This is a genomic window from Streptomyces phaeoluteigriseus (assembly GCF_001896135.2).
Classification (GTDB): domain Bacteria; phylum Actinomycetota; class Actinomycetes; order Streptomycetales; family Streptomycetaceae; genus Streptomyces; species Streptomyces phaeoluteigriseus.
On sequence record NZ_MPOH02000011.1, the window covers coordinates 879709 to 891938 of the forward strand.

Consider the following 12230-nt stretch of genomic DNA (forward strand, 5'->3'; position numbering starts at 1 on the left):
TGCATCCACACCTGCATCCACACCTGTATCCACACCTGTGCCCGCACCCCTACCCGTACCCATGCTCATACCGTACTCGGAGGGCGGTACTTTCTGTGAGTTAGTGCTCCCCGTTCTGTCCGACCCGATGCCGTCGCCCCACCGCCAGGGCCTCGGCACCCCCTGCCACGCCCGCCGCGGTCAGCGCCAGCCCGAGGACGCCCGGATTGACGTATCCGGGGACGGTGTCGCTCGTGAAGTCGCCGCCGCCGGAGGTCTCGCAGACGAAGCGGAGGGGGACGTAGGAAACGGTGTAGTCGACGACGGTCGACGCCCGTTCCTCCTGGCCGGGGGTCACGCAGTCGGACAGTGGGGCGGATTCGGTGCCGCCCTCCGCTGCCTCCACGGCCGCTCCGACGAGGTGCAGCAGGCCCCAGGTGTAGAGCAGGGACGCCACGGCCGCGACAAGCGCTGCGGTGCTGCGGAGCCACACCGTGCGGTCGGCCGCGCGCAGGCCGACGCGGCCGAGGGAGCCTACGGCGTAGCCGGTGAAGGCGAAGGCCGCGACCAGGCCGCCGGGGAAGATCAGGAGGAGCAGAAGCACCATCCGCGGAGTTCAGCAGCCGCATCAGCAGGCGAGCTGTGGCATGGCTCACTTTGCGCGCAACGGGCCCGCTACAGATCTGGTTCGGGGCGCGATCCGAGTGGCGGCGCGTACCGCGTCACGGCGCGTACCGAGTCGGTTCGGGGCGCGATCCGAGTGGCGGCGCGTACCGCGTCACGGCGCGTACCGAGTCGGTTCGGGGCTCGATCCGACTGGCGGCGCGTAATTCACGGCGCGTACCGAGTCGCGACGCAAACCGACTGGCGACGCATGCCGAGTGGGGGCGCATGCCGAATTCCGTTGAGCGATCGCGGCGGCATGGTTACCGTGGCCCGCGTGACGAGCCCAGAGTCCGACAGAGCGGAGCCGCCGGTCGCCCGGCGGCGAGCAGACTCCGACCGGTGACAGGTAGCCGATGACCCGTCGTCGATGACCGGTCGCCGTTGAACCCGTGACCGGTGCCCGGTGCCGTGCTGCTCTTCCCGTCTGTGGCGATCCGGCGTGCGGATGTCCTTCGCGTCCTCCGTCCTCCGTCCTCCCTTCACGCCGGAGTCGAGCCTTGCCTCTGTTCGTTCACGTCCTCAGCCTTGCCGTCTTCGCGCAGGGCACCTCCGAGTTCATGCTGTCCGGCCTGGTGCCGGGCATCACCCGCGACCTGTCCGTGCCGACGGGTGCCGCCGCGAGCCTGACCTCCGCGTACGCCGTCGGCATGATCGTCGGCGCACCCGTCATGGCCGCGCTGAGCGCCCGCTGGTCCCGGAGGCGGGCGCTGGCCGGTTTCCTGGCGGCGTTCGTCGTCGTCCATGTCGTCGGCGCTGTCACGGCGAGCTTCTCCCTCTTGTTCGCCACGCGGATCGTCGCCGCGGTCGTCAACGCGGGTTTCCTCGCGGTCGCCATGTCGGTCGCGGTCACCCTGGCGGGGCCGGAGCGACAGGCCAGGGCCACCGCCGTCATGCTGTCCGGGGTGACGCTGTCGTGCGTCGTCGGGGTGCCCGCGGGGGCACTGCTCGGCGAGTGGTCCGGCTGGCGTGCGGCGTTCTGGGCGGTGGCCGCTCTGTGTCTGCCCGCGCTGACGCTGGTGTTCCGGTCGGCGCCGACCGCCGCGGGGACCGCAGCCGCCGTCGATCTCGGTCGGGAGGTACGGGAGTTGCGGTCCGGCCCCGTCCGACAGGCGATGCTTCTGGCCGCTCTGGTCAACGGGGCCACCTTCGCGACCTTCGCCTACCTGGCCGTCATCGCCACGGAGGTCGCCCACCTTCCGGACGGCATGGTTCCCGGGCTGCTCGCCGCGTTCGGCGCGGGCGCCTTCGCCGGGGTCACCGTGGCCGGCCGTACGGGCGACCGGGTGACCCGGCGGGGCCTGCTTCTCGCGCTCGGTGCGCTGCCCTTCGGGTGGGGTGTGCTGGCGGTGGCCGGTACCGAGCCGGTTCCGCTGTTCGCCGTGACCGTCGTGCAGGGCGGGCTGTCGTTCGGTGTCGGGTCACTGTTCGTGCACCGGGTGATGGCCGCCGCCTCCGGCGCGCCCGTGCTGGGCGGGTCGTACGCCACCGTGGCGCTGAACACCGGCGCGTTCCTCGGGCCGTTGCTCGCCGGTCTGGTGACGGCCGTGACGCACGACTACCGGCACGTCGCGTGGGTGAGCGCGGTCTTCGCCGCACTGGCCCTGCTCGCCGCGGTCCGGGCGGTCGCGATCCAGCCATCCACCGGCACGGCCCCCCGCCGTTAGGCTGCCCGCGGTCGAGGTCGAGGTCGCGGTCCGCGCCGTCCCGGTCCAGGCCTCCGCCAAGGCGGCCTCCCGTCGTCAGGCTGCCCGCCGTCGCGGTCCGCGCCATCCCGGTCCGCGCCATCCCGGTCCGGGCCTTCGCGGGTCAGGGCCGTCGGAGTCCGGGCCGTTGCAGTCCGAGCCTCCGCAGTCCGCCCCTCCCGGCCCGACCCCCTCCGCCGCGCCCCCACCCCCACCGTTAGGCACCCCGCATGAGGAAAAGGCCCGTAGGTCCCGCGGATCGCCGCCGTACCGCGCGGGCCCTCACCGCACCGGCACGGGCCGCGCCGCACAGACCCGCGCCGCACCGTCCGGTCCATCGGCCCGCCCGGTGGACCTCGACTTGGCGAGCCGCCGCCAGCGCGCCGACGACGACGGACGTCGAATTGGTGTCGCTGGCGCCGCCGTTCGTCGCTCGCCGGAATGGGCCGCTCGCCGGTATGGCGTGCTCACGTCGCGTCACGCACCTCATTCGGTCGCGTCACGCACCTCGGTGTTCGCGTCACGCACCTCATTGGTTCGTGACGCGGACTTCAACGGGCTTCCGGCATTCCGGAGCGGCCACCGGGAGGCCGCCGCCAGCGTCAGGGTCACCGTGGTCGACGCGGCCGCCATCACGGCCATCGCCGTTGCCGGTGAGGTGAGTTGTGCCACCGTGCCCGCCACGACGGCGCTGACGCCCTGGAGGGTGAGCATCCCGGCCGAGTGCAACCCGAGGGCGTGGCCACTGAGTTCGGCGGGCGTGAGGGCCATCAGGTGCTCCTGCTGGACCAGACTCGCGCCGAAGCCGACCGAGGCGAGCGTGACGCAGAGCGCGGCGACGGGCAGCGGCGGGTGCAGGGGGAAGAGCGCGTACGGGGTGGCCAGGAGCAGCAGGAGCGGGGTCGCCAGGCGGGTGCGGACGGTGGGCGGGAGCAGTCGGCCCACGGCGAGGTCCCCGGCCAGCATGCCCAGCGCCCCGCACGCGAACAGGGTGCCCGCGGCGCCGGGGTCGTACGACACGAAGAGGGCTTCGCAGCCGACGACCAGGCCGTTGGGGAGCCACAGGCCCAGGTAGACCAGGCGGCGTGGGCGCGAGGACCACAGGACGGCGTTGACGCGCCGGGTCTCGGCGGCCGAGGGGCGACCGGCGGCGCGGGGCGGGCGGTCGGTCAGGCCGAGGCGGGCGGTCGCGCTGGCGGTGGCGTGCAGAAGGGTGGCCAGGAGGAGGACGGTGTGCGGGGAGAGGGTCGTGACGAGGGCGCCACCGAGGGCGTAGCCGGTGATCTGCATCAGCCCGCTCATCATGTTGAAGACGGAACGGCCGGGCAGGTAGCCGTCCTCGGGGAGGATCTCGTGGAGCAGCCCCCAGCGGACCCCGCCGCCGAGGGCCGCGATCAGACCCTGCGCGAGGACGACCGCGAAGACGGCCGCGACCGGCAGGCCGGGGACGGCGAGGACGGCCGTGACGGTGGCGAAGGCGAGGGAGAGACCGGCCAGGGCGTCCTCGGTGGGAGGCGGTCGGAGCCCGAGAGGAGGAAGGTCGCGCCGAGGACCTGGGCGAGGGACGGGCCGAACATGCTCACCGCCGACAGCAGTGGGGAGCCCGTCGCGCGGTGGACCAGGGTGCCGAGGGCGAGACCCGCGACCGTGTGGGCGGCGGTGTGGGCGGCGGAGGAGAGCAGGAGCGGGGTGAACTCGGGGGTGCGCGGGAGCTGTCGGTAGCCGGTCATGCGGGGAGTCTCGGGCGGCGCGGGCCCGGTCGTTACTGTTTCGCGGGAGCGCGAAACGTCATGGTGAGGGAGGGCTCCATGGGCTGGTGGCAGGTGAACGCCGACACGCTGGCGGGCAGCCGGTTCGTGGTCTCACCGCTCGCCGAGACCTTCGCCTGTTTGAAGCTGCTGCACGCCGGGGCGGGCGCGCATCCCGGCGAGACGGCGTGGTTGCGGGAGTGGCTGCCCGCCCACCGTGCCCGGCTGGCCGCCGATCCGGTGACCGCCACGCTCGTACGGGCCGGGCTCGGCCGGGACTGGATCGCGGACTTCCTCACCCCCACGCCGAGGGGCGGGGAGAGCTTCGAGGAGGCTGTCGCCCGGGTTCGCGCGGTACGGCCCGCCGATGCCCGCGCCCATCTGCGGACCTCCCTCGCCGGCCCGCTGCCGGGCGTCCTGGAACGTGACGACCTCCCCGAGCGGGCGGCCGACCTGCTGACATGGGTGTGGGAGAGCGCCGTACGGCCCTCCTGGGAGCGGCGGCGCAGGGTGCTGGAGGCGGATGTCGTCGCACGGGTCGCGCAGGTGAGCCGGGGCGGGTGGGCGGCCGTACTGGACTCGTTGCGGCCTGGGACGCGGTGGCTCGGGGAGAGCCGGTTCCAGGTCAATGCGCATGAGTATCCGCCCCGGGAGATCTCCGGCGCGGAGCTGCTGTTCGTGCCGGTGACGCCCAGGGCGGGCTGGGTGTCGTGGGAGGGACGGGAGCGGTACGCCGTCGTCTATCCCTGCACCGGGGTCCTCGCCGCCGATCACCGCGAGCGGGATGTGCCGGCCGCGCTGAGCGCGCTGCTCGGGCCCGGACGGGCGGCCGTTCTCGTCCTGCTGGGGCAGGGCCCGCTGAGCACGACCCAACTGGTCGCGCTGACCGGCCAGGGGCTGGGGTCGGTCGGGCGGCACCTGCGGGTGCTGTGGGACGCGGGGCGGGAGAGGTGCTGGTGCGGCCGGGCCGAGGAAACGGAGACGGGGGAATCGCGCGTCCCGTGGGCGCCGGAAGCGGAAGGACGCGGTGGAAGCGGAAGGACGCGCCGGAAGCAGAGGGACGCGGTGGAACCGGAGACAGCCCCCGCAAGCCTTCCCGTCACCCGGCGGAGCTAGCATCCGGGGATGACTACTGATGCCGGTACTTCCCCCCTCGATGTCGAGATCGGTGCCCTCAAGGGCGGTTCCGCGGACCTCTCGCAGTACGCGGGCCAGGCCGTCCTGATCGTGAACGTGGCCTCCAAGTGCGGCCTGACCCCCCAGTACAACGGCCTGGAGCGGCTTCAGGAGCGGTACGCGGGCCGGGGCTTCACCGTGCTCGGGGTGCCCTGCAACCAGTTCCTCGGGCAGGAGCCCGGCAGCGCCGAGGAGATCGCCGAGTTCTGCTCGGCGACGTACGGCGTCACCTTCCCGCTGACCGAGAAGGCCGAGGTGAACGGGGACGGGCGGCACGCGCTGTACGAGCGGCTCGTCGGGTTCGCCGACGGGGAGGGACACAGCGGGGACATCCGGTGGAACTTCGAGAAGTTCCTCGTCGGCCGGGACGGCACCGTGGTGGCCCGGTTCTCGCCGCAGACCGAGCCGGAGTCGGCCGAGGTCGTCGCCGCCATCGAGAAGCAGCTGGGCTGACCTGCCCGCTTGACCTTGCCCCTGGGGCAGAGCCGAGCGTTCCCTTCGCCGGGCGGAGAAGGCCGCCGCGACGGAGGACGAGGGATCAGGTGGACGACGAGGCGCTGCTCACCATCGGCGCGTTCGCCGCGCGGGCCCGGCTGTCGGCCAAGGCGCTACGGCTGTACGACCGGCTGGGGCTGCTGGCGCCGGCGCAGGTCGACGAGGTGAGCGGTTACCGCTATTACCGCGCCGGCCAGGTGGAACGCGCCCGGCTGGTGGCCATGCTGCGGCAGCTCGACATGCCGCTCGCCCGGATCGCCGAGGTGGTCGACGCGGCGGACGGTGCCGAGGCCGCCGAGCGGCTCGCCGCCTACTGGGCGGGGGTCGAGACGCGGATCGCCGCCCAGCGCACCCTCACCGAGTACCTCCGTGCACGTCTGTCGGGAAGGAACTCCGAGATGTACGGAACGTTCGAGGTCGAGACGGTCGAGGTGCCCGCGCAGGTGGTGATCACCGAGAAGCGGCACGCGCTGGCGGACGAACTGCCCGCCTGGATCGGCGCGTCACTCGGTCGGCTGGAGGAGGCGGCACGGGCCTGCGGGGGCGTCGCCGGGGCGCCGTTCGTCGTCTACCACTCCGAGGTGACGACGGAGAGCGACGGTCCGGTCGAGTCCTGTGTGCCGGTCGCCGACGAGGCGGCGGCGCGGGCCTGGGCGGCCGGGCGGGGACACGGGCGGGAGGTCGCGGTCCTGGTGGAACCGGCGAGGCGGCTCGCCTTCACCCGGATCAGCAAGGCACAGGTCGCGCACCCTCAGATCCTCGCCGCGTTCGAGGCGGTGGAGGCGTGGATGAAGCGGGAGGGCCTGGAGTACGACGGCCCGTGCCGGGAGGTCTACTTCGCCGACTGGGACGCGGCCGGCCCCGCGGACCCGGTGTGCGACGTGGCGTTCCCCGTGCGGTGAGGCGATAGCCCGGGGACAGAAGCCGAGCCCTCTCGGCAAGGACGGCGAGCTCGTCGAGAGGGCCCTTCGGTGCTGCCTGTGAAGTTGTCCTGCCTGTGCAGTAGTCCCGCCTGTGCGGTGGTGCTGCTGTCTGTGCGGTGGTGCTGAATGTGCGGTGGTGCTGTCTGTGGAGTCCCTACGCCTTGACCGATGCGACGAAGAGGTTCCACGCGTCGGCGGGGAAGCCCAGCACGGGCCCGTCCTGGACCTTGGAGTCCCGCACGGCCATCGCCTCGACGATCGGCGACTTGATCTCGACGCACGCGCCGTTGCCGGTCGAGTAGGAGGACTTGGTCCACGCGTCCGTGATGCCCTGACGAATTGCCATTTTTGCTCCGAATTGCCAGATGTGATGAGTTGCTGTCGCCGCACGGAGGGCCTGACTCGGGCCCACAGCACGGTTTCCGCCAACGGTCTTGCTCGGTGGCGTGATCGACGCTACTCGCCAACATCGGTGTACGAAGCGACTATTCACTCGACTGGATGGCATATACCAGGTGAGACTTCCGTCCCGACCGGGTCAGGGTGTACGGTGCCGCACTTCCCGGCCGGGAGGGCCCAGAAGCGCCCTAGGTGTACTTCTTGGCGATATCGGCGATGAACTGGCGGGACTGATCCACGTTCAGGGCCTGCGCCCGCAGGTGCTCGTACATCACGCTGTATTTCTGGACGTCGTTCGGCTTCTCCAGGTACAGGTCGCTGGTGACACCCTCGATGTACACCACGCTGGAATCGGCCGCGTCGGGGAACTCCAGGATCGCGTACTGGCCGTTGAGACCGGGGTGCGCGCCCATGTCGAAGGGGATCACCTGCACGGTGACGTGCGGCAGCCGCGACTGCTCGACGAGATGGTCCAGCTGATCGCGCATCAGGGACTTGTCCCCCACGATCCGGCGCAGCGCGGCCTCGTCCATCACCGTCCACAGGCGCAGCGGGTTCTCCTCCGCGCTGATTCGTTCCTGCCGGCGCATCCGCACCTGCACACGCTTCTCGATCTCGGCCGCCGCGGTCTCCGGCAGCGCCCCCGAGATCAGCGTCTCGGCGTACTGACGGGTCTGCAACAGGCCGGGCACCACCTGCGGGTCGTACACGCGCAGGCTCGCCGCGTCCGTCTCAAGACCGATGTACACGCTGTACGGGACATCGCCGAAGGCATGCCACCAGCCCTGCTGGCGGGAGTCCTTGGCCATCTGCATCAGCGAGTCGACGATCCGCTGGTCCTCCACCTCGTAGACCCCGCACAGGTCGCGCACATCGCGCTGGCTGATGCTGCGTCTGCCGTTCTCGAGGCGGCTGATCTTCGACTGGGACACCAGCAGGCGGTCGGCGACCTGTTCGGCCGTCATGCCCTTGTCCTCGCGGAGCTTGCGTAGCTCCTGGCCCAGCCGGCGTCGTCTGACCGTGGGATTGACATTGGACGTCACGGGACGTGCACCTCCGGCTGCGTGCCTGCAACTGACACTTTGCGTATCTGCTGTTGAGCAGACTGCCACCAAGGTGCTTTCTACCGCTGGAAAACAAGGGATATGCGGGCCCTGCCGGACATGCCGCCCGGACCTGCGAAGCGGACAGGCGGTCCGGACATGCGTCCGCGCGGGGTGGCGGGCGCCGTGCGTCACGGGGACGTACGGCAAAACCACCCCGCGCGGGCCGCGGCGGCTCCCGAACGGGTCTGACGGCCTTGCGGTCTTACGGCCTTACGGCTGCGGTGTCGTGGGACCGCGGCTCAGTGCGCCACGACACGTGCCATGGAGCCTCGGTGCGGTTGCGCCGGAACACCACGGGCGGGTTCCGGAGCCGACCTGCCTCCCGGTCCGCCGGACGGCCGGCCTGGGCCGGGTTACGACGCGGCTGTGCGACCGCGCCGTTCTGGACGTCCATCACGGCGTGCGCCACGAGGCCGCCCATGGGGTCGTGCCTGATCAGGTCCCGCAACCGGGATCGGGACGAGCGTCCCTCGTTCCCCGGGTACAGGTGCTTGCCGAGACCGACCGCATGCGCCAGCGCGGCGAGCGCCGCCGTCCGCGGGTCCGGCGGAACGCCGGTGCGGATGGCAGTGTCCAGCCGGGCCTTGATCTCCCGGCTGATCGCCGTCTCCGTCGCCTGGTAGCGAGTCGTCGGCAGCACTCCGCACATCTGTCCCGCCACGGCATGCACCATGCCGCACCGCTCCAGGTGTGAGAGGTACGTCTGACGGAGCCCCAGTCGGGGTCCGCCTATCCAATGAACCGCCCGTACGGGAGCGCCACGCCTTCGCAGCAACTCCAACGCGCAGTCCAGAGTCGGATCTCCGGTCGGCCGTGGGGACACCACGGCGATACGATCCCCGTCCGGGGCTATCCGTCCGGCCAGCGCCAGCTCCACTAGCTGTGCTCCGGCCAGACCAAGGTCGAGCGACTGCGGCTGTGCAGTGGTACCCGTGGCCGGGTCCAGTGCCAGCAGCAAAAGCTCTTCCGGAATTGTTCTGCGGCTCCTGCCCATCCATGCCTCCCCGCGTGGATGAATGACAGGGTGACCCCTCTCACATTCATCTGTCGAGAGTGCGTGACCGGTTCGTAGTGGAACCAGTAGGTATGTCGTTCTCGTCTACCGCATGAGCCAAGCCCACTACACAGGACACTGGTACACGGTTCGGACACTGTCGTGAGGCGGGCCCGGGTGGCTGGTTCACGGTTTTCGGCAGGCGCGCGGTCGGCGTGCGGCACAGCGAGGAGGCATCGGTGGCGGGCGAGTCCCCCGACAGGTCGAAGCAGCGCGAGTCGTCGGCAGAACCGACGTCGGGGAGCGCGGGAGCGGTTCCCGAGGCACGCGATCCGCGGCTCGCGGTGACACGGGACGGCGACAGCGCGTCCACGGCGTCCTCGGCCGGGTCCCGGGGCGGGGTGGATACGGCGACGCGGGTCTTCTCGGTACGGGAGCTGGCGACCGCCGAATCGGACGACGAGCCGGACGTCGAGGCGGACGACGAGGCAGACGTCACGCCGGCCCTCGAGCCGGACGCGGACCCCGGTGACGGTCCCGCAACGGACGAGCACGCGGACGAGGACGCGGACGAGCCGGAGGGCCCCGCGGAGGCCCACGATGCCGACGAGGCCGCCGAGAGCCCGGAGGAAGCCGCTGAAGGCTCACCGGAGGGCTCCGGAGGGCCGTCGGGGGCCGAGGAAGGCCCGGAGGACGCCGAGAAGGCCCAGGAGGCCGAGGACGCCGAGGCTTCCGAGACGGTGGCCACGGGCGCCGGGGGCCGTGACGATCGGCTGCGCTCGGCCGTGGCCCAGTGGGTCGCCTCGGCGGACGAGAAGCCGGATACGGCATCCGACGAGGCGTCGGACGAGTCCTCGGACGAGGCATCGAGCGATCCTGAGCCGGAGAACCGTTCCGGAAAGTCCGACGGCTCCACGGCCACCGCCCCCGAGGACGCCCCCGCCGAGCGCCCCTCCAAGTCCGCGCCCAAGTGGGCGACGAGCGACGACGAGACGCCCAAGGACTCGGAGGACTCCGAGGCGGACGGCACCGACGACAACGACGCCCCCGAGGGCCGCACGGCCGCCAGGCCCGAGGACCCCCGGGTGGCCACCGCGAGGACGGCGGCCGTCGCCCCCGCGGCACCCGAGGACACCGACGAGGTCAAGGACCCTGAGGACGGCGCGACCGACGAGGCCGAAGCGTCCGACAAGGCCGACGACTCCGAGCCCGACTCCCCCGTCGATCAGCCCACCGCCGTCTTCAAGGCCGTACGGCCGTCCGCCGAGCGTGAGGTCGATCAGCCGACCACCATGCTGAAGCTGGGCGACCTCCCCGAGGCCAAGGCCAAGGCCGAGCCCGCCGACGCGAAGGCCACGAAAGCCGAGCCCGCACCCAAGCCCGCACCCAAGCCCGAGCCGGAGCCCAAGCCCGCGACCGCACCCGAGCCCGAGCCGGCGACCGAGCCCGAGCCGGCGACCGAGCCCGGCGCCGAGAAGCCCGCGGCAGCGAGCGAGCGGACCAGCAGGTTCGTCGCGCTCAAGCCGCTGGACGATTCCGTCGATTCCGCCGACCGGTCGGTGAAGGCCGCCGCCGACCGCACCGCCGTCGTGCCGCAGATCGGCCCCGAGCGGACGACGCAGCAGCCGCTGCCGCCGAAGCCGCCGCTGGACCTGCTGGCCGAGCTGACGAACACCCCGCCGCCTCCGCCGACCCCGCTGCGGACGCTGGGCCGCCGGCTCAAGATCTGGACGCCGCTGGTCCTCCTGCTGGTGGTCGTGTTTGCGATCGCGCAGGCCGTCAGGCCACTGCCGGCGACCGCGCTCACGCTCACCGCGCAGGACTCGTACACCTTCGAGGGCAGCAAGCTTTCCCTGCCCTGGCCGTCCGAGGGTCAGGGCTGGATGGACGTCGACGGCATCGGCACGATGGACAGCTTCGGCGACCAGAAGCCGGTCGCCATCGGCTCGGTGGCCAAGACGATGACCGCGTACGTCGTCCTCCAGGGCCACGCCCTCAAGACGGGCGAGGACGGTCCCGACATCACCGTCGACGCCATCGCGGAGAAGGAGGGCGGCTACAACCAGAGCGGCGAGTCCACCCTCAACTCGGTCAAGGCGGGCGACAAGCTCACGCTCCAGCAGGCCCTCTCGGCGATCATGATCCCGTCGGCGAACAACATCGCCCGGTTGCTGGCCCGCTGGGACGCGGGCTCGGAAGCGGCGTTCGTCGAGAAGATGAACGCCGCCGCCGAGGACCTCGGGATGACGAACACGACGTACACCGACCCCTCCGGGCTGAAGGAGACCACCGTCTCCACGGCCGAGGACCAGGTGAAGCTCGGCAACGCGGTCGTGAAGATCCCGGCTCTCGTGGCGATCACCAGCGCGGCCAGCTGGACGGACCCCTCCGGATACAACTGGCCGAACTACAACGAGCTGCCCTACAAGATCGGCGCGATCGGCATCAAGACCGGCTCCACCAGCGCGGCCGGCGGCAACCTCCTCTTCGCGGCCCGCAAGGAGGTCGGCGGCGAGACGGTCACCGTCGTCGGCGCGGTCCTCGGCCAGCACAAGCCGACCATCCTCAAGACGGCCAACGACGTCAGCAGGAAGGCCCTGACCGCCGCCCAGGACGCGCTGGCCCCGGCGAAGATCCTCAAGAAGGGCGACGTCGTCGGGTACGTGGACGACAAGCTCGGCGGTCACACCCCGGTCGTCGTCACCAAGGACGTCACGGCGGTCGGCTGGGCGGGGCTGACGGTGAAGCTGACGTTCGCCGCCGACGAGGTCCCGCACACGGCGAAGACCGGCACCCAGGTGGGCACGCTCACCGTCGGGGACGGCAGCAGCAGTGCGGTGAAGGTCCCGGTCGCCCTGCAGAGCGAACTCGTCGAGCCGGGCTTCTCGGACAAGCTGACACGCATCGGCTGAGCCGCCGCGCGCACACCGTCCTGGACGCATCCCGCCGGGCAGCCGCTCGGCGGGGTGCGTGCTAGCGTCACGAAACGGGACAGGTCGGCGGTCGCGGCGACGCGGCCGTGAAGCGGTCGCGAACGGGACGCGTCCGAGAGTAGAAGACGG

The 12230-nt window shown here is 71.6% G+C and carries 8 protein-coding genes and 2 pseudogenes; 5 read left to right on the top strand and 5 right to left on the bottom strand.

Features of this window, described 5'->3' with window-relative positions:
• Positions 1-100: 100 nt before the first annotated feature.
• Complete coding sequence (locus tag BM536_RS15050; RefSeq protein WP_073496925.1) at positions 101-586, bottom strand: hypothetical protein; 486 nt, start codon at positions 584-586, stop codon at positions 101-103.
• A gap of 556 nt (positions 587-1142) precedes the next feature.
• Here BM536_RS15050 and BM536_RS15055 point away from each other — a divergent pair.
• A complete protein-coding gene (locus BM536_RS15055; RefSeq protein WP_073496927.1) occupies positions 1143-2309 on the top strand; it encodes a Cmx/CmrA family chloramphenicol efflux MFS transporter in 1167 nt (388 codons plus the stop codon).
• 504 nt (positions 2310-2813) lie between these two features.
• Here the strand turns inward: BM536_RS15055 and BM536_RS15060 are convergent.
• Positions 2814-4057 (bottom strand): annotated as a pseudogene (locus BM536_RS15060) (MFS transporter).
• Positions 4058-4135: 78 nt separating this feature from the next.
• Here BM536_RS15060 and BM536_RS15065 point away from each other — a divergent pair.
• The 3 genes from BM536_RS15065 to BM536_RS15075 all read left to right on the top strand — a co-directional run bounded on the left by BM536_RS15065 (position 4136) and on the right by BM536_RS15075 (position 6648).
• Positions 4136-5191: an ArsR/SmtB family transcription factor gene (locus BM536_RS15065; protein WP_107439598.1), complete on the top strand. Its 1056-nt coding sequence runs from the start codon at positions 4136-4138 to the stop codon at positions 5189-5191.
• Positions 5192-5200: 9 nt separating this feature from the next.
• Complete coding sequence (locus BM536_RS15070; protein WP_073496612.1) at positions 5201-5704, top strand: glutathione peroxidase; 504 nt, start codon at positions 5201-5203, stop codon at positions 5702-5704.
• 89 nt (positions 5705-5793) lie between these two features.
• Entirely contained in the window at positions 5794-6648 is an 855-nt protein-coding gene (locus BM536_RS15075; RefSeq protein WP_094103026.1) for a MerR family transcriptional regulator, read from the top strand.
• A gap of 175 nt (positions 6649-6823) precedes the next feature.
• On the opposite strand, the gene BM536_RS15080 is transcribed toward BM536_RS15075, so the two are convergent.
• The 3 genes and pseudogenes from BM536_RS15080 to BM536_RS15090 form a co-directional block, all read right to left on the bottom strand.
• Complete coding sequence (locus tag BM536_RS15080; protein ID WP_073496614.1) at positions 6824-7015, bottom strand: DUF397 domain-containing protein; 192 nt, start codon at positions 7013-7015, stop codon at positions 6824-6826.
• Between the two features lie 241 nt (positions 7016-7256).
• Complete coding sequence (locus tag BM536_RS15085) at positions 7257-8111, bottom strand: helix-turn-helix domain-containing protein (RefSeq protein ID WP_073496616.1); 855 nt, start codon at positions 8109-8111, stop codon at positions 7257-7259.
• Positions 8112-8413: 302 nt separating this feature from the next.
• Positions 8414-9168, bottom strand: a pseudogene (locus BM536_RS15090) (GOLPH3/VPS74 family protein).
• A 239-nt stretch (positions 9169-9407) separates the two neighbouring features.
• Between BM536_RS15090 and BM536_RS15095 the strand changes: the two are divergent.
• Entirely contained in the window at positions 9408-12080 is a 2673-nt protein-coding gene (locus BM536_RS15095) for a D-alanyl-D-alanine carboxypeptidase (protein WP_094103027.1), read from the top strand.
• Positions 12081-12230 lie beyond the last annotated feature (150 nt).